Annotated in this window: 26 protein-coding genes, 3 tRNA genes and 1 pseudogene; 12 read left to right on the top strand and 18 right to left on the bottom strand. The window is 65.1% G+C overall.

Annotated features, from left to right (window positions below; all coding sequences use genetic code 11):
* Window positions 1-294 precede the first annotated feature (294 nt).
* From ACVINW_RS27150 to ACVINW_RS27140, 3 genes and pseudogenes are all read right to left on the bottom strand, one after another.
* Complete coding sequence (locus ACVINW_RS27150; protein WP_456754134.1) at window positions 295-615, bottom strand: antibiotic biosynthesis monooxygenase family protein; 321 nt, start codon at window positions 613-615, stop codon at window positions 295-297.
* A 26-nt stretch (window positions 616-641) separates the two neighbouring features.
* Window positions 642-731, bottom strand: a pseudogene (locus ACVINW_RS27145) (NADH-quinone oxidoreductase subunit D-related protein); the annotation flags it as partial.
* Between the two features lie 497 nt (window positions 732-1,228).
* Window positions 1,229-1,302: transfer RNA gene (locus ACVINW_RS27140), tRNA-Gly, on the bottom strand.
* A gap of 608 nt (window positions 1,303-1,910) precedes the next feature.
* On the opposite strand from ACVINW_RS27140, the gene ACVINW_RS27135 reads away from it, so the two are divergent.
* Window positions 1,911-2,297 carry a YciI family protein gene (locus ACVINW_RS27135; RefSeq protein ID WP_456754133.1) on the top strand — a complete coding sequence of 129 codons (387 nt, stop codon included), beginning with the start codon at window positions 1,911-1,913 and terminating at the stop codon, window positions 2,295-2,297.
* A gap of 88 nt (window positions 2,298-2,385) precedes the next feature.
* Here ACVINW_RS27135 and ACVINW_RS27130 read toward each other — a convergent pair whose 3' ends face one another.
* Complete coding sequence (locus tag ACVINW_RS27130; protein ID WP_456754132.1) at window positions 2,386-2,793, bottom strand: hypothetical protein; 408 nt, start codon at window positions 2,791-2,793, stop codon at window positions 2,386-2,388.
* A gap of 99 nt (window positions 2,794-2,892) precedes the next feature.
* A complete protein-coding gene (locus tag ACVINW_RS27125; protein ID WP_456756513.1) occupies window positions 2,893-3,642 on the bottom strand; it encodes a lytic murein transglycosylase in 750 nt (249 codons plus the stop codon).
* Window positions 3,643-3,990: 348 nt separating this feature from the next.
* Between ACVINW_RS27125 and ACVINW_RS27120 the strand changes: the two genes are divergently transcribed.
* Window positions 3,991-4,326: a MerR family transcriptional regulator gene (locus tag ACVINW_RS27120; RefSeq protein ID WP_456754131.1), complete on the top strand. Its 336-nt coding sequence runs from the start codon at window positions 3,991-3,993 to the stop codon at window positions 4,324-4,326.
* A gap of 34 nt (window positions 4,327-4,360) precedes the next feature.
* Window positions 4,361-4,747, top strand: a complete 387-nt coding sequence (locus ACVINW_RS27115) for a VOC family protein (protein WP_456754130.1) — start codon at window positions 4,361-4,363, stop codon at window positions 4,745-4,747.
* A gap of 61 nt (window positions 4,748-4,808) precedes the next feature.
* On the opposite strand, the gene ACVINW_RS27110 is transcribed toward ACVINW_RS27115, so the two are convergent.
* The gene (locus tag ACVINW_RS27110; RefSeq protein WP_456754129.1) at window positions 4,809-5,036 is read right to left on the bottom strand and encodes a hypothetical protein; all 228 of its coding nucleotides are present in this window, start codon (window positions 5,034-5,036) and stop codon (window positions 4,809-4,811) included.
* 155 nt (window positions 5,037-5,191) lie between these two features.
* On the bottom strand, window positions 5,192-5,488 hold the full coding sequence (locus ACVINW_RS27105; RefSeq protein WP_456754128.1) for a hypothetical protein: 297 nt from the start codon (window positions 5,486-5,488) through the stop codon (window positions 5,192-5,194).
* A gap of 376 nt (window positions 5,489-5,864) precedes the next feature.
* Here ACVINW_RS27105 and ACVINW_RS27100 point away from each other — a divergent pair, with 376 nt between their 5' ends.
* Both ACVINW_RS27100 and ACVINW_RS27095 read left to right on the top strand, forming a co-directional pair.
* Window positions 5,865-6,260: an NUDIX hydrolase gene (locus ACVINW_RS27100; RefSeq protein ID WP_456754127.1), complete on the top strand. Its 396-nt coding sequence runs from the start codon at window positions 5,865-5,867 to the stop codon at window positions 6,258-6,260.
* Between the two features lie 152 nt (window positions 6,261-6,412).
* Complete coding sequence (locus ACVINW_RS27095) at window positions 6,413-7,726, top strand: chloride channel protein (protein WP_456754126.1); 1,314 nt, start codon at window positions 6,413-6,415, stop codon at window positions 7,724-7,726.
* Here the strand turns inward: ACVINW_RS27095 and ACVINW_RS27090 are convergent.
* From ACVINW_RS27090 to ACVINW_RS27080, 3 genes are all read right to left on the bottom strand, one after another.
* Window positions 7,714-8,901 (bottom strand): adenylate/guanylate cyclase domain-containing protein, encoded by a 1,188-nt coding sequence (locus ACVINW_RS27090; RefSeq protein ID WP_456754125.1) that lies wholly within the window; start codon window positions 8,899-8,901, stop codon window positions 7,714-7,716. The genes ACVINW_RS27095 and ACVINW_RS27090 overlap by 13 nt on opposite strands.
* Before the next feature lie 154 nt (window positions 8,902-9,055).
* Window positions 9,056-10,300, bottom strand: a complete 1,245-nt coding sequence (locus ACVINW_RS27085) for an amidohydrolase family protein (RefSeq protein ID WP_456754124.1) — start codon at window positions 10,298-10,300, stop codon at window positions 9,056-9,058.
* 32 nt (window positions 10,301-10,332) lie between these two features.
* Window positions 10,333-11,688 carry an MFS transporter gene (locus tag ACVINW_RS27080; protein ID WP_456754123.1) on the bottom strand — a complete coding sequence of 452 codons (1,356 nt, stop codon included), beginning with the start codon at window positions 11,686-11,688 and terminating at the stop codon, window positions 10,333-10,335.
* Between the two features lie 117 nt (window positions 11,689-11,805).
* Between ACVINW_RS27080 and ACVINW_RS27075 the strand changes: the two genes are divergently transcribed.
* Window positions 11,806-12,735, top strand: coding sequence for a LysR family transcriptional regulator (locus tag ACVINW_RS27075; protein WP_456756512.1), 930 nt, complete (start codon window positions 11,806-11,808; stop codon window positions 12,733-12,735).
* A 162-nt stretch (window positions 12,736-12,897) separates the two neighbouring features.
* Window positions 12,898-13,698 carry a sterol desaturase family protein gene (locus ACVINW_RS27070; protein ID WP_456754122.1) on the top strand — a complete coding sequence of 267 codons (801 nt, stop codon included), beginning with the start codon at window positions 12,898-12,900 and terminating at the stop codon, window positions 13,696-13,698.
* Window positions 13,699-13,731: 33 nt separating this feature from the next.
* Here the strand turns inward: ACVINW_RS27070 and ACVINW_RS27065 are convergent, their stop codons facing one another.
* Window positions 13,732-14,133, bottom strand: coding sequence for a YciI family protein (locus ACVINW_RS27065; protein ID WP_456754121.1), 402 nt, complete (start codon window positions 14,131-14,133; stop codon window positions 13,732-13,734).
* Window positions 14,084-14,416, bottom strand: a complete 333-nt coding sequence (locus tag ACVINW_RS27060; RefSeq protein WP_456754120.1) for an antibiotic biosynthesis monooxygenase family protein — start codon at window positions 14,414-14,416, stop codon at window positions 14,084-14,086. The genes ACVINW_RS27065 and ACVINW_RS27060 overlap by 50 nt, the downstream gene beginning before the upstream one ends.
* A gap of 184 nt (window positions 14,417-14,600) precedes the next feature.
* Here ACVINW_RS27060 and ACVINW_RS27055 point away from each other — a divergent pair, with 184 nt between their 5' ends.
* Together ACVINW_RS27055 and ACVINW_RS27050 are read left to right on the top strand one after the other, a co-directional pair.
* A complete protein-coding gene (locus ACVINW_RS27055; RefSeq protein ID WP_456754119.1) occupies window positions 14,601-15,482 on the top strand; it encodes an AraC family transcriptional regulator in 882 nt (293 codons plus the stop codon).
* 38 nt (window positions 15,483-15,520) lie between these two features.
* A complete protein-coding gene (locus ACVINW_RS27050) occupies window positions 15,521-16,255 on the top strand; it encodes an alanyl-tRNA editing protein (RefSeq protein WP_456754118.1) in 735 nt (244 codons plus the stop codon).
* 236 nt (window positions 16,256-16,491) lie between these two features.
* Here the strand turns inward: ACVINW_RS27050 and ACVINW_RS27045 are convergent.
* A tRNA-Tyr gene (locus tag ACVINW_RS27045) sits at window positions 16,492-16,577 on the bottom strand.
* A gap of 196 nt (window positions 16,578-16,773) precedes the next feature.
* Between ACVINW_RS27045 and ACVINW_RS27040 the strand changes: the two genes are divergently transcribed.
* Entirely contained in the window at window positions 16,774-17,598 is an 825-nt protein-coding gene (locus tag ACVINW_RS27040) for a TrmH family RNA methyltransferase (RefSeq protein ID WP_456754117.1), read from the top strand.
* 58 nt (window positions 17,599-17,656) lie between these two features.
* On the opposite strand, the gene ACVINW_RS27035 is transcribed toward ACVINW_RS27040, so the two are convergent.
* The 4 genes from ACVINW_RS27035 to ACVINW_RS27020 all read right to left on the bottom strand — a co-directional run bounded on the left by ACVINW_RS27035 (window position 17,657) and on the right by ACVINW_RS27020 (window position 20,315).
* Window positions 17,657-18,094 carry a hypothetical protein gene (locus tag ACVINW_RS27035; RefSeq protein ID WP_456754116.1) on the bottom strand — a complete coding sequence of 146 codons (438 nt, stop codon included), beginning with the start codon at window positions 18,092-18,094 and terminating at the stop codon, window positions 17,657-17,659.
* A 90-nt stretch (window positions 18,095-18,184) separates the two neighbouring features.
* Window positions 18,185-18,658 carry a hypothetical protein gene (locus ACVINW_RS27030; protein WP_456756511.1) on the bottom strand — a complete coding sequence of 158 codons (474 nt, stop codon included), beginning with the start codon at window positions 18,656-18,658 and terminating at the stop codon, window positions 18,185-18,187.
* Between the two features lie 174 nt (window positions 18,659-18,832).
* A complete protein-coding gene (locus ACVINW_RS27025) occupies window positions 18,833-19,528 on the bottom strand; it encodes a HoxN/HupN/NixA family nickel/cobalt transporter (RefSeq protein WP_456754115.1) in 696 nt (231 codons plus the stop codon).
* A gap of 70 nt (window positions 19,529-19,598) precedes the next feature.
* Complete coding sequence (locus ACVINW_RS27020; RefSeq protein WP_456754114.1) at window positions 19,599-20,315, bottom strand: dienelactone hydrolase family protein; 717 nt, start codon at window positions 20,313-20,315, stop codon at window positions 19,599-19,601.
* Between the two features lie 208 nt (window positions 20,316-20,523).
* Here ACVINW_RS27020 and ACVINW_RS27015 point away from each other — a divergent pair, with 208 nt between their 5' ends.
* Window positions 20,524-20,961, top strand: a complete 438-nt coding sequence (locus ACVINW_RS27015) for a hypothetical protein (RefSeq protein ID WP_456754113.1) — start codon at window positions 20,524-20,526, stop codon at window positions 20,959-20,961.
* A gap of 120 nt (window positions 20,962-21,081) precedes the next feature.
* On the opposite strand, the gene ACVINW_RS27010 is transcribed toward ACVINW_RS27015, so the two are convergent.
* Window positions 21,082-21,156 (bottom strand) — tRNA-Thr (locus ACVINW_RS27010).
* A 155-nt stretch (window positions 21,157-21,311) separates the two neighbouring features.
* On the opposite strand from ACVINW_RS27010, the gene ACVINW_RS27005 reads away from it, so the two are divergent.
* The gene (locus ACVINW_RS27005; protein ID WP_456754112.1) at window positions 21,312-21,626 is read left to right on the top strand and encodes a DUF5658 family protein; all 315 of its coding nucleotides are present in this window, start codon (window positions 21,312-21,314) and stop codon (window positions 21,624-21,626) included.
* Window positions 21,627-21,645 lie beyond the last annotated feature (19 nt).

Below are 21,645 nucleotides of genomic sequence, written 5' to 3'. Positions count from 1 at the left end.
CCTCGGCCGTGTCGACGTCAGCCGAACGGCCTCTCGCGCCATCGTCACGAACCGCCCGGCGGGCGCGAGACTCACTTCTGCGCCAGTCGATCAGGCTACCCGCGATGACGACGTCGATCTGCCTGTCCGTCAGTCCATGACGAACGGCGATCCGACCGTCGATCTCGAGATCGTCGCCGGCCCGAAGCCGGCGCTGCGGCCCATCCACGCCCGTCAATTCGCGATCTCGGCCCGGCTATCGCCAATGTGCCCTGTGGCCTGGACGGCACGCCGTTGGCCGCAATCATCTCACCATCATTCGGCAAGTATCTCGGTGACCTCGTACAGATGAGGATCGATGTCGTCGGCAAGTCGTTCGAACCGGCCCCACGCCTTGCGGAATTCCGGCGATTGGTGCGCGGCCCGCAGCAGGTCGCGGCTTTGCCACTGGACGTAATTCACGATCCGGCGTCCGTCGAGGCTGCGATGCAGGCTGATCGAGATGAAACCTGGCTGACGCTGCATGAAGCGAGCGCGCTCCGTCATCAGTGATAATGCTTCCGCCTGCTTTTCCGGTTCAGATTCGATGATCGTGATTTGCGTGACCGGCTGCTGGTCGAACGCGATCTGCGGCATGGCGATCTCCTTTCGCGCTTATCGATCAATCTCCCCAAAACGATGTCCAGCGAGCCGATGATCGCCGCGACGTCGGCCAGCAAATGGCCGCGGCAGAGCAAGTCCGTTGCCTGCAACTATGCGACGCGCAAGGCTAACAGCGCCTCCCACCCGTTCGAGGCCTGTTGCAAAGCTATCCAGCACGCGCCCATCGGCGTCGAAGCAAGAACAGCAAGATATCGAACGTGGTCCGAACCGCGATCGTTCCTAAGGCTATCCGGCCTCACCAGGCCGCTCGCGAGAGGTTGCACAGTCATCCCATCCCACGGCCAGCCCATGAACATGCGCATTTGCATTCCACGGGGATGAGGACGAAACGCTCAATGCGCATCTGGCCAACAGGACAGCGCATGCCTCGGTTTGGATTTGATCAAGGTGCCCCCCGGGGCTCCTATCAACGTCGCCTCGCGCTGCTTGCGACCATTGGGCGACCTGATCGAGAAAGCTCAAGCCTGAGTCGTTGTACGAGTTCGCAATCGGTCGTTGTACGCGCGTTGTATGATATTCTTCAAAACGACGACCTTTCGCGCGGGCAAGTTCGCGAAACGGCTTTTAAAATAGATACTTAATGGAATGGAGCGGGTGAAGGGAATCGAACCCTCGTATTCAGCTTGGAAGGCTGCTGCTCTACCATTGAGCTACACCCGCATCTCGCGTTCCCCTAACACGGCCGGGCGGCGGCCTCAACTGCCTCGACCTGGGTCCCTGCGCGCCGGTCAACGAGAATATTTCGGCGCAATCCTGCCGGTTCCTGGCGCAGATGGAGCGGACGCAGGCCTTAACAGCGGCGGATTCGCTGCCTATATTGATCGTCCCATCAACAAAGAAAGGAGGTGATCCAGTGTCTTGTCTCAAGCGCTGTCACCTCGCTGGGATCGCCCGCTAGGCGCTGAGTAATCAGCCTGGCATCGGGGCGCTCTCAGCCCTGGACCAGCGAGACATCAATATCGGGGGCGCGGCGGAAGCGATTCCGCCGCGCCTTTTTGCCGGTCGGTTCCGCGCGACCATAGCGGGATGAGATTTGATTGAATCGTCATTGCGCTTTAGCTCCCTCGTTTGGGCATGATCTCCGCGCAAACGCCTTTGGCGTTTGTCGCGAGGGAAAACCGCTTCGCACTTTTCCGGATCATGCCTTAGGCGCCCGCGGGATAGCTTGTCGCAGCACAAAACCATCCGATCGGCGACATATGAATGTCGGCGTGGGTGGCTTTGAGACGTCCTTCGGGCTGCCGCACCACAAATCAGGAGCTCACGCGATGCTTTATGCCATCCTGGCCTACCACGTCGAAGCCGAAGTCCAGGCGTGGAACGCCGAACAGGACGCAGCCGTAATGAGCGGCCTGCGCGAGGTCCACCAACGGCTGAAAGGCCGGCTCGGCCCGGCGGCCCGGCTCGGCGAGACCCGCAAGGCCAGCACGCTGCGCGGGCCCGGCCATGGCGTCGTGATCGACGGACCGTTCGCGGAAACCAAGGAGCAATTGCTCGGCTTCTATGTGATCGACTGCGCCGACGAAGCGGAGGCGATCGCGGCGGCGCGCGACCTGCGCAGCGTCAACCCCTCGGCCGTCTACGAAATCCGCGCGCTGAAGCTCTTTATCCCGGGCGCGGCGTTTCCCGAGACCGCAGGCCCGAGCGACGCGTAGAGCATGATCCGGAAAAGTGCGAAGCGGTTTTCCCTCGCGACAAACGCCAGCGGCGTTTGCGCGGAGATCATGCTTAAACAAAGTTGTTTCAGCGGCTGGAGCGTTTCGGCAGCTTCGGCAATTTGCTCGGGTCGAACTTCGGCAGCGGCAAATCCGGCGGCGGCTCCGGCGGCACGTCCTGGCTCGGCATCAGCGTCACCTCGAAAGCGAGATCGGGCACGGCATCGGCCCTGCCGGTGCAGGTCGCGATCGCGCCGCTGAAGACACCCTCGAGCCGCACCACGAGATCGTCGGTGCCGAACACGGTCGCATGCCCTTCGGAATGCCGCCTTGTGGTGAGAACCGCGGAGAAGCGTTCGCCGTCGACCTCATAGGTGCCGCTGTAAAGCATGATGGCATCGCTGCCCCACAGCCTGCCGTCGGCCACGTGGACGATGCCGGTGCCGTCAGCGAGCGACGTGCGAAACCACGCCGCATAGGTGCCGTTCTTGAGCATGGAGCCTGTCTCCACCTGCTCCGTTTCACCGCACGCGATTCTCGGCGCCGTTGCCTTAACAGGGGGTGAAGGAACCTGGAATGAACGCGTTTGCTGCGCTCATTGACCGTCGATCTGCCGTCCCATGATGGCGATCGCCTTCTGATAGACCCCTGCCGCGTTCCATGCCTCGATCGCCGCGAAATTGGGTTCCCCGGGCTGATAGCCGGCGCCGGCGCGCCAGCCGTTGGCACGCAGGAAGTTCGCCGTCGAGGCCAGCGCATTGGCGGCGACGTCGAGATTGCCGACCCCATAGGCCAGCACGTTCTTCGGCATGAACTGGGTCTGGCCGATCTCGCCATGCATCGAGCCGCGGGTGCTGCCGGACAGGCTGCCGCGGTCGATCAGCTTCAGCGCGGCATAGAGCTGCTCGGTGAAGAACTCCGGACGGCGGCAGTCATAGGCCAGGGTCGCGATCGACGACAGCATGTTCTGGTTGCCGCGCTGGCTGCCGAAGCCGCTCTCCATGCCCCAGATCGCGATCAGCGGTCCCGGCGGCACGCCGTAGCGCTGCTGGATCGAGGCGAACATCGCCGCCTGCGACTGCTTCAGCGAACGGCCGCGCGCCACGATGGTCGCAGATCCGCGCTTGGCCATGAACTGCTCGAGCGAGAGGCCGAAGCTGCGCTGGCCGCGATCCGCGGCGATCGTCGCGCTGGCGTAATGCGCCTGCATCAGCGCGTCGATCGCGGTGGCGCCGACGCCCTTGGCTCTCGCCTCGCCGGCGAATTGCTCCTTCCACGCTTCGAACCCGCCGGGCCCGTTGCCGCACTGCGCCGCTTTCGCCTCCGTGCCCAGCGTTGCAACCATCACGACGGTGGCGAGCGCCGACGCCGCAATCTGCCAGCCCCTGATCATCCGAAACCTCCTCCGAAAAAATGTGCCGCCGCCCCCGCGGGCGCGGCGCCGACGATGGCCGGATCGACATGACCCGGCGATGAACGATCCGCCTCAGATTCGGCCGCGAACCGTCACGATATGTCGGCCGCGGCGGATTGGCCATCCCGGCCAGACCACGCGAACCCCGGGCATTTCGGCCTGCCCCTGGAAGGCGACCGGCGCGGCCTGGCCGGGCCGCGCGCAACTGCCTTGGCAACACGGCGCTTGACATTAACGTTAATGACAAGGTGCTAGGCCGGGCTTCGACAGGAGATTGCGATGAGGATTCAGGAAGCGGCCCGTCATCTTGGCGTGAGTGCCCGGGCGCTTCGGCATTATGAAGCGGCGGGGCTCATCGTGCCGCGCCGGACGTCGAACGGCTATCGCAGCTATTCGGCGTCGGAGATCGAACGCGCCGGCTGGGTGCGAGACCTGATCGCCTCGGGCTTCTCGACGCGGGAGCTGCGCAATCTTCTGGCCGCACTTGATGGCGGCGGACGTGCGCGCGTCAGCTGCTCGGCGGTGATGCAGGACAAGCTCGACCAGATCGATCGTGCGATTGCGACGCTGCGCACGCGGCGCCGCGCCTTGTCGCGACGATTGACCGGATCGTGACCGCCGCAACAGATGAAGACGTGAGGGCTCCATAATGAAGGTACTCAACATCCTGGCGAGGCGCTACCTGCCGTTGGAGGAGCTGGATCAGGCCGTTACGTTCCACGAGAACTTGATCGGCCAGACGGCGCGGCTTCGCTTCGACTATCCGGAGTATAACCTGAGGCTCGCGCAGGTCGCCTCGATCCTGTTCATTGCCGGAACCGAACAGAGCCTGAACCCGTTCACGGCGACGCACCTGACATTCATGGTCGACGACATCGACGCCTTCGCCGCACATCTGCCCGGCGTCGGCGCAAAGATCCTGGACGGGCCCAAGCCGGTACCGACCGGCCGTAACATGCTGGTGGTGCATCCGGACCAGACGCGCGTCGAGTATGTCGAGCATCGCGACAAGCATCCGGCCGATGTGCTGCCGTGAGCCAGCAGCACAGAGGCGGTTATCGAGATGCCCGACCGCCCTGCCCGCTCGCAAGACGCCGCTAAGGCACGTCGCCTCGCCTGATCGGACCAACGGTCTGCGGGCGGTTGAGGAAGAACTCGCGGTTGCCGAGTGCGGCCTCGGCATATTGGTCGATCGCCACGATGATCGCCTGCACGTGGTGAAAGCACCAGCCTTCCCGCGTCGCCATGTGCCGGACCTCGGCCAGCGCCTTGATCCAGGGCGCGTGATCATCGCTGTCGTGGAAATACCGAAGCGGCTCTCTCATCTTTCCTCCGGCAGATCACGTCATCGAGCTCGGCGCGCTTGCGCGACAGCAACAGCTGCGCGGATGCGCTGTCGCGCCCGGCCCGCCTGAGCTGAATCACCGATGAGTCGAGTGCGCGCAGCTCGGCGCGCAGCTGTTGCATCCTGACCGCGTCGTCACGCACGCGCTTCGCCGGCGACCAGCTCTCGCTTCGCCGCGCGAACGAAGATCGGTGCCGCGGCGCGCCGGCGCGCGGCAACGCTTGCATGCACGACGATCGGCTCGCGGTCGCCGAGCCTGCCCCGCTCCTCGACCAGACGGCTCATCACCAGGCGCATCTTCAGCAGGTCGCCGGCGACGAAAGCGCAGTCCTCATCCCGGTCGATCTGCTGGCGCATGATGGCTTCGGCCTCGAGCATGCTGACGCGCAGCGCTCTGATCTGCCTGCGAATTTCGCTGATACGGTTGTCCATGACGACCTCCTATTCACGGTGGAGGGCAATTAGAACAAAACAAGAACATGGAGTCAAGCAGTCAAGTCAAGCGGAGACGTCACCGATCATCGTCATCCGAACGCGAGCAGACCAGTTCCTGCCGCAGGAACCGGCGTGCTGACCAATTCAGCGAGACGCTTCGGACATCGTGCCGGATCATTGTGAGCGCCCCACTGCGAGCAACACCGCGAAGCTGAGCAGGCATCGCGACAGAGCGTCACAGCTGGCGGCCTCATTCGTTGGCAACGCGGACAAACAGCCGACACATGGCTGTGGAACGATATGTCAGCGAACTTGTCTAGTCTGGTAGACAAGTTAGAATGGAGTCGATTCTGTTTCTATCATTGCGCTGTCCATGACCAAGTCCTCCAAGCTGGTTGCCGCGAAGCGCGGCAAGGTTCTTCTGGTTCGACGCCGATCTGACGGGCTGTGGATGTTCCCCGGCGGCCGCAGGCGCGCGCGCGAGACCGGCAAGGACTGTCTGAAGCGCGAGATCAAGGAAGAGCTGCCGAAGCTCAAACTCGGCCGGCTCAGCCTCTGGAAGGAAGTCACGGCCAAGAACAAGCGCTCCGGCCGCAGGATGAGCGATGCGATCTTCATCGCCAAGAACGCCAAGGGACGGCTGGCGATCGGCGACAAGAAGGAGATCGACCGCGCCGCCTGGCAGAAGCCGCGCGGCCTCCGCCTGACGGCAACCTCGCGCTACATCCGTGATCGGCTGTTTCCGAGAAAGCAGCAACGCCGACGATAGACGGCGGGTGCCTTGCCGCCGCGGGCTTTGGCAGCTGGCGGCTGCCTCGGCATTCCCTGCTGATTTCTTGAGCTTCGCACCCAGGCGACGCGTGCTAGGAATGACGTGATCGGTCCGTACCGGACCACGTCGTCAGCCAGAATACCGTTGGAATGATCTTCCCCTCCAACCGCCACAGGCGGCTATTCAAAATTGTCTCCGCGCGCTGGCAACGCCGCGCGATCTTCCTGCTGGGCGGCATCGCGGTCGGTGCGGCGGCGGTCGCGCTCGCGCAGCTCGCCGACCTCGCGCAGGCCGCCTTCTCCGCGCTGGTCTCGCATCTCCGTTATGCCGCGCTGGTGCTGACGCCCGCAGGCTTCGCCCTCTCGGTCTTCCTGACCAACCGCTTCTTTCAGAACGCGCAAGGCAGCGGCATCCCGCAGGCGATCGCCGCGCGCAACCTGACCGACCAGACCGCGCGCGAAAACCTGGTTTCGCTGCGCATTGCGATCGGCAAGATCCTGCTGACCCTGCTCGGCCTGCTCTGCGGCGCCTCGGTCGGACGCGAGGGACCGACGGTGCAGATCGGCGCGTCGATCATGTTCGCGCTCGGCCGCTTCTCGCCCCGCCGCCAGCCCGGCCTGATCCTGGCCGGCGCGGCCGCCGGTGTCGCGGCGGCCTTCAACACCCCGCTTGCCGGCATCGTGTTCGGCATCGAGGAGATGAGCCGCGCCTTCGAGACGCGAACCTCCAGCCTGATCATCGGCGCGGTGATCGCGGCTGGCCTGACCTCGCTCGCGCTGATGGGCAACTACACGTATTTCGGCACCAGCGCGACCATGTTGCGCAACGGCATCGACTGGCTCGCGGTGCCGCTCTGCGGCGTGGCCGGAGGTCTGGCCGGCGGCCTGTTCAGCCGCATCCTGATCGCAATGGCGCGCGGATTCGCCAATCCGGTCGGGCGCGCGGTCAAGCGCTACCCGGTCGGCTTTGCCGCGATCTGCGGATTGGCCGCGGCGATTTGCGGGATCGCGTCGGACGGTGCGATCTACGGCACCGGATATCAGCAGGTCAAAGCCGCACTCGAGGCCGGCTCGCAACTGCCGGCGAGCTTCAGCGTGTGGAAATTCCTCGCGACGATCTTTGCCTCGATCAGCGGCATGCCGGGCGGCATCTTCGCGCCCTCGCTCGCGGTCGGCGCCGGAATAGGCTCCAACATCGCGTCGCTGTTTCACGGTGCGCCGCTACCCGCCATCATGCTGCTCGGCATGGTCTCGTATTTCGCCGGCGTGGTTCAGGCCCCGATCACGGCCTTCGTGATCGTCACCGAGATGACCGACAATCACGCGATGGTCGTCCCTTTGATGGCCGCGGCCCTGATCGCCCATGCGAGTTCGAAGCTGATCTGCAAGGAAGGCGTCTATCACGCCCTCGCCAAGGGGTTCGTCGAGCGGGCTGCGCCGCCGACGAGCCCTCACCCCCGATAGGCAAACAGCTCGATCGGCTCGCTGAAGCCGCGCACCGCATGCTCGCCGACATGTTCAAGCGCGACATCGCGCGCGACGAGGTCGGCGAAGGCGCGCGACAGCAGCACGTTTCTTCCGAGCTGCTTGGTGAGGGCTTCGAGCCGCGAAGCCATGTTCACCGCAGGGCCGATCACGGTGAAGTCGAGCCGGCTGCGCGATCCGATATTGCCGTACATGACATCGCCGACATGGACGCCGATCCCGTAGTTCATCGGCGCCCGGCCCATCATGCTGTTCTTCTCGCTCAGCGCCGCCATCGCCTCGCGCGCCTCGGACACCGCGCGCAGCAGGTTGGCGCAGGCGTTGGGGTCGCTGAGCGGGAAGATCGCGAGCAGCCCGTCGCCGATGAATTTCAGGATCTCGCCGCCATGCCGCGCGATCGGCTCCGACATCGCGTCGAAATAGTCGTTCAAGAGATCGATTACGTCGTCGCGCGGCCAGCTATCCGAGATCCGGGTGAAATCCCTGAGGTCGCAGATCATGATCGCGGCGCGCACCGTGGTGCCGCTGCCGCGCCGCGTCGCGCCGGCCAGGATCATCTCGCCGGCATGGGTGCCGACATAGGTCTCGAGCAGCGTCCGCGCCAGGCGGTTCTTCATCCGGATCTCGCTGACCAGCGCCAGCACCGGCAGCACCTGCTTCAGGCGGGCGACGTGGGCATCATCGAAGCCGCCGGGACGGTCGGTCGCAAACGTCACGACATGGCGCTTGCCGAGCGTATGCAGCAGCGGCCACGCCACATAGTCGGTCAGGCCCTGCGCTCGCATCTCGTCGTAGAGCGCGTGCTGCCGGCCGGGCGCCTCGAGCCGCTCGCGGACTTCCGCGGCGCCCTCCTGGATTTCGTAGACGGAGCTGCCGATATATTCCGAGCGCTCCCTGACCTCGTAGTCGACCCGCGAGATCTCGGCCTCGCGCTTGCCGTCGGTCCAGATGATCCGGGCGCCGAGCCATTGCGGATGCTGGATCAGGAGATTCATCGTCGCCCGCTTGATGGGAACGCCCGTGTTCTGCAACCGGATGCACAGCTCGGCGAAGATGTTGTCGATGAAGCGCTGGTCGCGGGTCTCGTTGGTCAGCCAGGCCACAACGTCGCCGTCGGACTGCGGCGTGACGGAATCGATGTTGGGCGCGTTCATGGCTGGCTCCGGAGCGGCGGGTTGGCAGGCCGATATGTCGTGCTTCCCCGCGGCAACGTCAACGCTGCCAGCGGCATCGTGATCGTGTGAAATCGGCACAGCCGTGCGCCGCGTGACGCGCTGATGACGGGAGCGCTGGGCCGGCGAGCCTGCCCTACCCGACCAGCCGGTCGACCTCGGCTTTGCCGGCCTTCATGACCAGCGGGATGTGCTCGCCCTGGCCGAGCAGGCACGACACATCGCGCAGCGGATTGCCCTCCACCACCAGCAGATCGGCGAACGCCTCCGGCGCGATCCGGCCGAGCTTGCCTTCCATGCCGAGCACCTCGGCGCCGATCATGGTCGCGCTGGCGATCACCGCCTGCGGGCCGAGCAGTTCGGCGCGGATCCGGAACTCGTCGCTCTGCAAACGGTGCGACGGTCCGAGCAGATCAGAGCCGTAACCCATCTTGACGCCGGCCTCGCGGTAAATCGCGAGCGAGCGCAGGCCGGCATCGCGCACCTCGGCGATCTTGGCGACGCTCGCCGCAGGCAGGCCGTACTTCGCGCCCTCATTGGCCAACGCCTCGTAGGTGACAAGCGTCGGCACCGCATAGGCGCCCTGCTCGGCCATCAGCCGCGCGGTCGGCAGGTCGACCAGATTGCCGTGCTCGATGGTGCGCACGCCGCAGCGGATGGCGCGCTCGATCGCCTCCGCGGTGTAGGCGTGCGCCAGCACATAGGTGTGCCGCGCCTTCGCCTCCGCAACGATGGCGCGGATCTCGTCCTCCGAATAACCATAGGCACCGATCGGATCGGTCGGCGAGGCGACGCCGCCGGAGGCCATGATCTTGATCTGGTCGGCGCCCATCTGCAGCTCCTCGCGCACCGCCTTGCGCACCGCATCGACGCCGTCGACGACGCGCGCGATGGCGCCGACCCGCACGCAGCAGGAGCAGGTCGGATCGGCCAGATAATCCGAGCGGGCCCTCCCGTCGCCGTGCCCGCCGGTCTGGCTCAGCGCGCGGCCGGAGACGAAGAGCCGCGGCCCGTCAGTGAGACCGGTGTCGATCGCCTGCTTCAGCGCATAGCCGGCGCCGCCGGCATCGCGGACGGTGGTGAAGCCGCGCTTCAGCATGCCGCGCAACAGCATGGTCGAGCGCAATGTCACCAGCACGTTGGCCATCCGGGCCTGCTGCGACAGATCGAGCTCGACCGCCACCGCATGCACATGCAGGTCGATCAGGCCGGGCATCAGGGTCTTGCCCCTGAGGTCGATGACGCGATCGGCCGACGCATCGATCGGACGGTCGGAGACCTCCTTGATCAGGCGGTCCTCGACCAGCACGTGGTGGCCTTCGAGGAGGTCGGGCCGCAGCGGATCGAGCAGCGCGGCATTCTTGAAGAGGATACTTGTCATAAGGGTCTCCTGTCAGGACGCAGCCCGCGTGATCACACGGCTTCGCTTGCGATGTCTTCCAGCGATCGATTGCGGGTCGGCACGCCCATCAGCACGACGGTCAACGCGCCGATCAACAGCACGCTCGTGGTGACGCCGAACACGCCGGCAAAGCCGAAGTTCGGATAGAGGTAGCCGACCAGGATGGGGGCTGCGATCGCGCCGATGCGGCCGATCGCGGATGCGAGCCCGGCCCCGGTGGTCCGGATCGAGGTGGGAAACACCTCGGCCGTGTAGGCATAGACGCCGGCATAGGTGCCGTTCATGAAGAACGACAGCAGCAGCCCGGCCGTCATGATCTCGCCATCGCTCTTGGCAAAGGCGAGCCCGAGCGCGCTGACGCCGCCGAGCAGCATATAGGTCGCGATCGTCGCCTGCCGCCCGATCCGCTCATTGAAGAACGCGGCGGTGAAATAGCCCGGCACCTGCGCGCAATACATCGCCAGCGAATAGCCAAAGCTCTTGGTGATGCTCATGCCGTTCTGGACCAGCAGGCCGGGAATCCAGACGAAGAAGGAGTAGTAGCTGAAGGTGATCGACAGCCACATGATCCAGGTCATGGTGGTGATGCGGGCCTGGCGGCCGGCCAAGAGCGCGGCGAAATTGCTCACGAGCGTTCCCGACGAGACGGCAGGTGCGGCCGGCTCTGCGACCGGCGGCGCCAGCACGCGGCCCTCGCGCGCAAAGCTTGCCTCGACCTTGTCGAGTACCGCCTCGGCTTCCCGCACCCTGCCCCGGCTTTCCAGCCAGCGCGGCGATTCCGGCAGCGATCTCCGCCACCACAGCAACATCACGACCGGCACCGCCGTGATCACAAGCACGATGCGCCAGCCGTTCTCATAGGCCGGCACGATGAAATAGCCGAGCAGAGCGGCGGCGACGAAGCCGAACGAGAAGAAGCCCGCCAGCGCGCCGGTGAAGGCGCCGCGGTAACGCCGCGCCACGAACTCCGCGAGATATGGCGCGATGATCGCGCTCTCCGCCCCGGTGCCCATGCCGGCGACGACGCGCGCGGCAAAGAACGCCGGCCAGCTGTCCACTGCCGCACTGACCAGCGAGGCCGCGCTGTAGAGCGCCAGCGCCGACATCATCACCGCGCGGCGGCCGATCAGATCGCCCAGCGTCCCCGCCAGCAGCGCGCCAAAGAGATAGCCGACGAAGGTGCTGCTGCCGAGCACGCCGGTCTCGACATTGGTCAGCCCCCAGGCGGTGCGCAGCACCGGCAGGATGAACGCCAGCACCGCGGCATCCATCGCGTCGAACAGATAGCCGAGGCCACCCATCAGCAGCAGGTGCACATGGAAACGTGCGAACGGCAGGCGCTCGATGCGCGCCGAGATCATCGACATGAAAGCCCCCTCCGCCTCCGCGGTCGGCACGCGCCACGGGGTCGGCGAGCGGAATGATAGACAAATCAATATTATGGGAATAATTTATAATCGTTATCTAGTACATCACCACTGTGAATATTTGCCGTGTCCTTCCGCACCCTCGACCTCAACCTGCTGAAAGTCTTCGAGGCGCTGATGACCGAGGGCAGCGTGACGCGCGCCGCGAGCGCGCTGACGATGACCCAGCCCGCGGTCAGCAACGCGCTGGCGAGGCTGCGCGACGCGCTCGGCGATCCCCTGTTCGTGCGCACGGCGAGCGGCATCCGCCCGACGCAGCGCGCGGCGGCGCTGTGGCAACCGATCGGCGATGCGCTGGAGCATGTCCGCCACGCGCTCGACGAGGACGCCTTCGATCCGCGGCGCACCGAGGCCGAATTCAGCCTGTCAATGTCGGATTATGTGTCCTCGCTGGTGATGCCGCGGCTGCTCAATCGTTTTGGTGAGATGGCGCCCTCCGCGCGCATCCACACGCTGCCCAACACCATCCTGGAGATCGGCGACCGGCTCGAGGACAACCGGGTCGATTGCGTGCTGAGCGTCTATGTCAACGAGGCGCAGCAGCCTCCGGCCGCGATCCGCTCACGCTCGCTGTGGACCGTGGAGTATGCCTGCATGATGCGGCGGGACCATCCGCTCGCGAACAGGAAGCGGCTCAATGCCCGCAGCTTCCTCAACGCCAAGCATGTCGATGTCAGCCTCGCCGGCAAGACGCTGCCGACCTACGACCAGTTCCTCGCCTCGCGCGGGCTGTCGCGCAACCTGGTCACGACGGTCAATCACTACAACGCCGCCTACGAGATCGTGCGCCAGTCCGACCTGATCGCCGTGCTGCCACGCGATCTCAGCGCGCAGTCCCGCCACGCGCCGCATCTGCACGCGATGCCGGTGCCGCTGCCGGCGCCGCCGCGCATCGTCAGCCTGTTCTGGCACCAGCGCAACGACACGGTTCCCGCGCAGCGCTGGCTGCGCGAGACGCTGGTGGAGCTGTTTGCGCGGATGGAGTGAGCGGCGAAAACCAGCCGGGCTCGCGGCCATCCTTCATCCCCGTAACGACACGGGGATGCCGATTAACGCTCTTGCGGCCGGAATTCTTCTTGGGCCCGCTTTCCGATTGACGATATCCGGGGCCCGGGTGGTAGGCTGCCGCCATTTCAGGTGGCCATTTGAATGCACGAGTTATTGAAACAATATCAGCTTCTGTTGCTGGTACTTTTGATCTTCCTGCCGCTTGAGCGACTGTTCAGTGCGCGGCCTCAGAAGATCTTCAGGCGCGGTCTGCTGACCGATATGGGCTTCCTGTTTCTCAACGGGTGGCTGGTGCTGGTCGGCGTGATCGTCGTCGTCGCCGTGGCCACGCTGGTGAATCAATTGATCGTGCCTTCGGCTGTGAAGCAGGCGGTTGCCGACCTTCCCTATCTGGTTCAAGTGCTTCTTGCGCTCCTGATCGGGGATCTCGGCGTCTACTGGACCCACCGCATCCTGCATGCCGTGCCGGCGATGTGGCAGATTCATTCCGTGCATCACGCCGTCGAAGAACTGGACTGGCTCGCTGCGGTTCACCAGCACCCGCTCGATGTGATCTTCATGAAGGCCGGTTCGCTGTTTCCGCTGTTCGCGCTCGGTTTCTCCGTCGAAGCGATCGGGAGTTACGTTCTCATCTATTCCTGGCAGGCGTGGCTCGCGCACGCCAATGTGCGCCTGAGCTACGGACCTCTGCGCCACGTGCTGGTGTCGCCGGAATTCCACCACTGGCACCACAGCAGCGAACAGCAGGCCAGAGACAAGAATTTCGCCGGACTGTTCTCGTTCTACGATGTGCTGTTTGGAAGCATCCATCTCCCGAAAGGCCAGAAGCCGCAGACGTTCGGCGTCGATCATCCGATGCCTCCGGGTTATCTGGCTCTTCTGGCTTACCCGTTCATGGCATGGGCCGGAAAGCAAAAGCGCGACGATCCGGCGGGCACCTAGGCAAGGGAATGGGATCGGTTCACGCGCGCCGCTTCACGGCGTGATCCTGCCGTCGAGCACGGCAAGCCGGAATGGCCGTATCTCGACGGTGTGCCAGACGTTCTCCGTGACATAGGGCTCGCGGGCCAGCCACGCGTCGAGATCCGCACGAGACGGAAACTCTGCAAGAATAACCGATCCGATCATGTCGCCGGCGGCGTCGAGGATGGCACCGGCCGCGCGCAGCTCGCCGCACTCGACCATCGGCTTGATGCCCGCAAAGTGCGCCGGGCGCACCGCGAGGCGGCGGGCCTTGGCGTCCTTGTCGGTCCCGTCATGGGCCAGCACGAGAAATTGCACGATGAATCTCCTTTCCTCAGAGCCGTTCAGCCTTTGCCCGGCAAGGTCATTCACCGGTTGCCCGGCCAGGATCGCCGGCGCGATGGACGAGCTCATAATGCCGCGCAAAGGAATCGTAGTCAGACAAAAGCTCGTGCGCGCGCGGCTCGATCTTGGCGACATCGATATTGCTTCCGGCGAACTGCTTGATGTCGTCAGCTGATGCCCAGTAGGTCACGGCCAGAAACTCGACCTTGTCGCCGAGGGTCCGGTTCAATAGCTCGGCGCCGCGATATCCGCGTATCTGCTGCAGCTGTGGGAACACCGTTTCGGCGACGTGCCTGAGATAGTCAGGCGCATCTCGCGCATCGGCGCGGCCACACCACAATCGTGCGATCATTGCTAGCTCTCTCCTTCGAACCGCGCCCTGATCTCCGGCCTCACGCGCGAGACTAGGGTGCCGCCGCGCCGCGCGTATTGGCAAAAATTGCATTGAGCCGGATGGACAAGATAGTTGACTCCGGCAAGTATTTGCCGGAGCGTCGAAACAGCGCCCGATCCCGGGCTCAAAGCGAGCATCGGCCATGGCCCGCCCCGATCCCCACAATACCGCGCGCTACTGGAACGACCCGGCGATGCCCGGCCTGTCGCTGATGTGCGCCGATTTCACGACCCAGGAATTCGCACCTCACGTTCACGACGGCTTCGTGGTGGCCGCAACCGAATCCGGCGGCGCCGAGATCAAGAGCCGCGGCGTGGTCGGCCGCGCCCAGACCTCCAAATTGCTGGTCTTCAATCCCGGCGAACCTCATTCGGGCTGGATGGGCCGCAGCAGCGAATGGCGCTATCGCGCATTTTACGTGCCGAAGCGCGCGATCGACGATCTCACCCGCGGGCTCGGCACTGACCGGCCCGGCTATTTCTGCCGCAACGAGTTCGGCGACGCGGACCTGATCGGCCGCTTGCTGCGCCTGCACCGCGAACTCGAACGCGGCACCGACCGCCTCCGCACCCGCGCGCTGTTCCTGGAGGGGTTCGCGACGCTGTTCGAGCGCCACGCCGACGGCAATCCGCCGCCGCCTGCAGCCCCGAAGGATCGAAGCCTGCTCGCATCGGTCGATGCGATTATGCAGGATCGCTATGGCGAGCACCTGACGCTCGACGATCTGGCGGACCAGGTCGGGCTGACGCCGTTTCAGCTGATCGGCCTGTTCAAGCGGACGGTATCATTGACGCCGCACGCCTATCTGACTCAGATCCGCCTGGCGCGCGCCTGCGATCACCTCGCGAGGGGCGATGCCATCGCCCATACCGCGATCGTCTGCGGCTTCTACGACCAGGCGGCCTTCACCCATCATTTCAAGCGCTGCTACGGCATCACACCCCGGCAATATGCCCGCGCCGCGGGCCGACATGACGAACCCGCAATTTTTGCCAATACAACGGCGCGGCTGCATCCGAGATAGGCGTGATCGAATTCGAACAAGCTCAAGGTGCACATCGCATGTCGCGGTTCTTCTACCATGAACATCCGGACACGCTGACGCTCGAGACCTGCGTCATCAGGGCCGAGCCGGGCCGCGTCATGCTGGCGGAGTTGCCGTTTTTCACCGGCGGCGGCGGCCAATTGCCGGACAAGGGCTCCATCCGCTGGAACGGTGGAGAGGCCGCCGTCACCGGCTTCGAACCCTCCTCTGGTGGAGGAATCTGGATCCTGCTGGCCAATCCGGTTGAGCCCTCGGGCAGCGTCGAAGCCGTGGTCGATCCCGAGTTCCGCCAGATGATGCGCGAGCTCCACACCGGCACGCACCTGCTCAACGCCATCGTCTACCAGCAGTTCAACGGTGCATTGGTCACCGGCGTGCAGATGAATCCGGACGGCACGGCCCGCATGGACTTCGACCTGCCGGACGCCGACAATGAGCGCCTGCGCGCGCTCGACGGCCCGATCAACGATGCGATCCGCCAGGACCTGGCGGTTAGCGACAGCTACATGCCGATCGACGATGCCATCGATCAGCATGGGCTGATCAGGACCCGCAGCGTTGCGCCGCCGCCGACACTAGACGGCAAGATCCGCATCGTCGAGATCGCCGGCCTCGATCGGCAGGCCTGCGGCGGCACCCATCTGCCCTCCACCGGAGGATCGCGCCTCGTCCGGGTGCTGAAGATCGACAACAAGGGCCGCCATAACCGTCGCGTCAAGATCGGGCTGGTCGGACTGGCGCCCGGCATCTGATTGCAACCTGCGCGCCTCCGCGCTCGGCGCAGGCGGGCTACATCACCGGCCAGAATATCCGGATCGACGGCGGCGCCTCCCGGCGCGTTCTGATCAGACAATCTTGCTGGCTTGCCTAGCCGTAGCTCGCGAAGCGAGACAGAGTGGCAATGACGGGTACAGCCCGCCTTCGCTCACTTCGCTACGATGGAATCTTGCTGGCTTGCCTAGCCGTAGCTCGCGAAGCGAGCGAAGGCTGGTGGGGGAGGCAGGACTCGAACCTGCGAAGCCATGAGGCGGCTGATTTACAGTCAGCTCCCTTTGCCACTCGGGACACTCCCCCGTCCAACAGCATCAGACCGGCCGCGCGAGTGGCGGCGGACCGGGTCATCGAAATGACGCTGATAACCGCGTCAGCCCCGAAGCGGGTACGCGGTCGGGCGCGTTTATGGGCGAAGGCGGTCCCCAAAGTCAACCAAGCGGGCGCCCAATTTGCCGGTTAAATTGCCATTCCGCGATATCAATGACACAAGCCTCACATGAGCGAGCGCGACCGCAAACCCAATTTCCGAGGCAAGGGCGGTAAGCCCTTCCAAAAAGGGCCGAAATTCGGCCGCCCGCCCGGCCGCCGGGAGCGCGAATCCGGTTCCGACGGACCGGTGATTCTATATGGCTGGCACACGGTGGCGGCGGCGCTGGCCAACCCGGACCGCCAGATCCGCAAGCTTTACCTCACCGAGAACGCCGCCAAGCGCCTCGCCGACGAAAACATCGCCACCCGCGTCACGCCGGAGCTGGTCCGGCCCGGCGATATCGACCGCCGCCTCACTCCCGATGCCGTGCATCAGGGCCTGCTGGCGGAGGCCGATCCCCTGCCCTCGCCCGGCATCGACACGCTGGCGCTGGAGGGCATCGTGCTGGTGCTCGACCAGATCACCGACCCGCACAATGTCGGCGCCATCCTGCGCTCGGCCGCGGCCTTCGCGGTGAAGGCGATCGTCACCACTGCGCGCCACAGCCCGGAAGCGACCGGCGTGCTGGCGAAGTCCGCCTCCGGCGCGCTCGAGCTGGTGCCTGTTGTCACGGTGCAGAACCTGGCGCGCGCGCTGACCGAACTGAACGAGCGCGGCTTCCAGACCGTCGGCCTCGACAGCGAGGGCACCGAGGATCTCGGCAAGGTTCCGCTGCAAGCGCCGCTCGCGCTGGTGCTCGGCGCCGAGGGCAAGGGCCTGCGCCAATTGACCCGCGACACCTGCCGCGTCGTCGCCCGCCTCGACATGCCCGGCGAGATCAAGAGCTTGAACGTGTCGAACGCCTGCGTGCTCGCGCTCTATATCGGCGCGAGCCGGCTCGGGCTGATGTGAACGAAAGCGCCCGCTCGCGTGAGCGAACGGGCGCTGATCTCTCGAACCGATGATCGGATCAGTAGTAGCGGCGCAGCACCGGATGGCCGTAGCGATGCGGCGCGTAGCCGTAGCGATAGCCATAGTGCGGGCGGTAGCCGTAGTGATGGCGGTAGCCGTAATGACGGTAGCCATAGTGGCGATAGCCGTAATACGGGCGGCCGTAGCCTTCGCGGTAATACGGACGCGGGGCCCAATTGCCCGGGCCGGTATAGGTCGGGCCCTGGTTGACGTAATAGTACTGCTGCGGCGCGCTGGGATAGGCCGCATCCGGGTCGGGCAGACGCTCGACCGCGCCGTAACCATAACCGCCGTAACCGCTATAGCCACCGCAGCCGCCGCAGCCGTAATTCACGACGGGCGCGGAATAGCCGCACGGGTTGAAGCCGCACGCCATTGCGGGCGCGGTCACCATGACGGCCACGGCCGCAATCAGTCCCTTGATCATTTGACGCATTACTCTCTCCTGTAGATCTTGCCTGTAGGTCTCTCTGTTCGTCGCGTAGCTCTTGGTGGCTATGAAGGGCCCTCTGCCTGAGGGCTCGATTTAGGGGCCTCTCGGTCGCGGTGACCGCATCGGCGGCCCCGGCAACGGCCGCGGCCCATTGAACTCGGGCGCGTAGATCACCGGCGGCGGATCGACCGGCACGTTGGACTGCGCCGGCAGCGGCGCGGAGTGCGCCGACCATGATTCGTGATAGCTCTCGGCCGGCTTGGGCAGCTTGCGGTTGGCCGGCGGCTCGATCTCGAGCCGACCGTAGCCCGGCATGCGGCCGAGGCTCGGATAATAATGGCCGACATTCGGCTCGGGATCGATCGGGCGGCCGCCATAGACGGTCGGCACCATCGAGTCGTTGCGGGCGAGCCCCATCGCACTTTCGACCACCGCATAGGAGGCGTCGACGCCGTTGATGATGATGGGTACGCCGGGCCGCGAGGGCACGACGATGTCGAAGCCGCCGCCGGCCAGCGCCGTCGAGGTCATCGCAGCCAATATCGCCAGCGCAAGACTTGCGCGCATGTTCACCCAGCCGTCCCGAATTGTTCCATCCGCAGCCTAATCCAATGGCTTGGCGGAAGGGTTAAGGACGCGGGCCAAACTGGCGGTAAGCCTAACGCGTAAGCATCGGCATCCGGTCAATGCAGCCGGGTGGGATCAGAAATCGTTAACGGCCGCCCGGTAAGCACCTGTGCGTCAGGCGAAGGCGTTCTCGATGATCGAATGAATGCCGATCGCGATCGTGACCGCGCCGACCGCCACCTGCAGGCCGCGATTGGCCCAGGTCAGCCAGCGTGCCGAGGCCGCCAGAGGCACCGCAATCACGCTGGACAGCACGCCCATACCGATCATCGAGCCGATACCGAATAGCGCGACATAGCCGAGGCCAACAGCAGGATTCGGGGCTTGCGACACGGTCAGCACCAGCAAGGCCGCCGAGCCCGCCATGCCGTGCATCAGGCCGACCAGCAGCGTGCGCCAGCGGAAGCCGTGCGCATGGCTGTGCGCGGCGCGGACGTGCGGCAGGGTCTCGCCGGCATGGCTGTGGGCGTGGAAATGCGTGGCACCGTCGCCATGCGAATGGGTGTGGAAGTGCACGCGGTCGCTCCACAGCCGCCACCAGACATGGGCGCCGAGGCCGACCAGCATGATGCCGACCGCGGTCTCGATCGGCGCCGCGACCGTTTCCGGAATCGCGCGCCCGAGCAGAATCGCCGCACCGGCAAAGATGAACAGCGTGAGCGTGTGGCCGAGACCCCAGGTCAGGCCGTGCTTGACGATGTCACCGACATGGGTGCGGCGCGCGGCGATGCTGGACACGGCTGCGATGTGATCCGGCTCCAGCGCATGCTGCATGCCGAGCAGAAAACCAAGACTCAAGATTCCGAACATCAACCCTCCGCGCCGGCGCGTGACGACAGATCAAACACCAGATCGCTGATCTTGTCAGGCCAGCGCATCCTCAGACAAGCACCTCGTCAAACAGGCCCTGCATCGCCGCCCAGGAGCGGCGATCGGCCCGCGCATCGTAGAGCGCCGACTTCATGATCGAGCCGTCCGCGGTCGGATTGGTGAAGCCATGCAGCGTGTTGCCGTAGCTGATCACCTGCCAGTCGGCAACCTTGCCGGCGCGCATCTCGCTCTCGAACGCGGTGACCTGATCGGGCGGCGCCAACGGATCGTCGGCGCCGGTCAATACCAGCACGCTCGCTTTCACCCGACCTTCCGCCGCAGGCTGCGTGGTCGAGAGCACGCCGTGGAAGCTGACGACGGCCTTGAGCTCGGCGCCATCGCGCGCGAGCTCGAGCGCAACGGTGCCGCCGAAGCAGAAGCCGATCGCCGCACATCTGGTGGCATCGACCTCGGGCAGTGCGGTAAGTGTCGCAAGCGCGGCGCGCGCCCGGGCGCGGAGTTTCGCCGCATCGGTGCGCAACTCGCCGATCAGCGCCATCGCCTGCGGCAGATCGGCAGCCTGTCGCCGATCGCCGAACATGTCGGCCGCGAACGCGACATAGCCGTGCGCGGCAAGCCTGCGCGCCCGCTCCATCGCGAAATCGCCGAGCCCGAGTCCCTCGTGGAACACCAGCACGCCCGGACGCTTTGCGCCGCGGTCGTTGAATGCGAGATAGCCGCGCAGATTGGCGTCGCCGCCGGCGTAGTCGATGTCACCTGTGTGCATGCAATTCTCGTCAAAAGCAGCATGATCCGGAAAAATGGGCACCGGTTTTCCGATACGGATCATGCTCAAACAAAATCGACCGTGATCCGGAACGCATCATGCGCGCGCGACCGGAACTTCACACTGGTTTGAACGCGGGGCAAGGCTGCGCCGGAACAGGCGCGGCACAGCGAGATTAGCTCACCACGATGACGAGAGGAGATCTTGCATGACACAACTGAAAATTCTTGGTGCGGCAGCCCTGCTCGCGACAGCCATGGCCGGCCCCGCGATGGCGCAACAGGCCATCGGCACCGCCGTGCGCTGCTCCAATGCCACACCGGACGCCCGATGCCAGACAATGACACCGGGCACCACCGCGACCGCGTATCATCACCGCGCCTACCGGCGCGATCGCGACTGGCAGAACCCGAGCTGGCAAGACAGCTACAATCGTTATGATCCCGGCCCGGCCGACGTCGCCGCCGGCGTGGTCGGCGGCGCGGTCGGCACCGCGGCTGCGATCGCCACCGCCCCGTTCGGCGGTCCCGACTATTATCGCGGCGCCCCGATGGGCAGCGAGGAATATGCGCGGCAGAACGGCCTTGCCTGCACCCCCGGCACCTGGTTCCGCGGCAGCGACGGCCTCCGGCACCCCTGCCAATAGCTCAGGCGAACGTGCAGCGATGCAAGGGGCGGCCTTCGGGCCGCCTTTTTGCCGTCCGGCCGGAGGCGAAATGCTCTGGCCGAGCCGAGCGGGCGCCACGCCTGAGCCAGCATCGAAAGCTGGTGCCGGCTGAGGGGATTGAACCCCCGACCTTCAGTTTACAAAACTGCTGCTCTACCGCTGAGCTAAGCCGGCGAAATGGCGTGATTTGCGCGCTCGCATAGCAGACTTGGTGCGGCAGAGCCAGAACCAAGGCCAAGCCTCGCCCCAAGCTTTGAGGCTTGCACTCACCGCAAAGGTTCCGCAAGATTGGGAACCGGGAGCCACAAACAGATTCGGGCGAACACCTGATGACGGAACAGCAGCTGCGGGCACGGACGTCTTTGCTGAAGGCAACGCTGTTGGTCTGCGCCCTGCTGATGGGTTACTCGGATCTCATCACCACCAATGAGATATTGCAGCGCGGAATGGGTGAGCTCAACCCGTTCATGCGGTTCACCCAGGAGTGGCTGGGCGAATGGTGGCTGATCGCCAAGCTGGGCCTGACCTATCTCGTGATGTGGATGCTTTGGCGCGGCAAGAGCGAACGCCAGATGGCCTATGTGGTCGCCTTCATCGCGACGCCGGTCTACAACAATCTGATCATCCTCGCGGGCACCCATTGAGCTGCCGCTAGCGCTGACC

The organism is Bradyrhizobium sp. USDA 4461 (assembly GCF_054055655.1).
The sequence above is the reverse complement of the archived record's forward strand: the minus strand, read 5'-3'. Positions and strand labels throughout refer to the sequence as shown.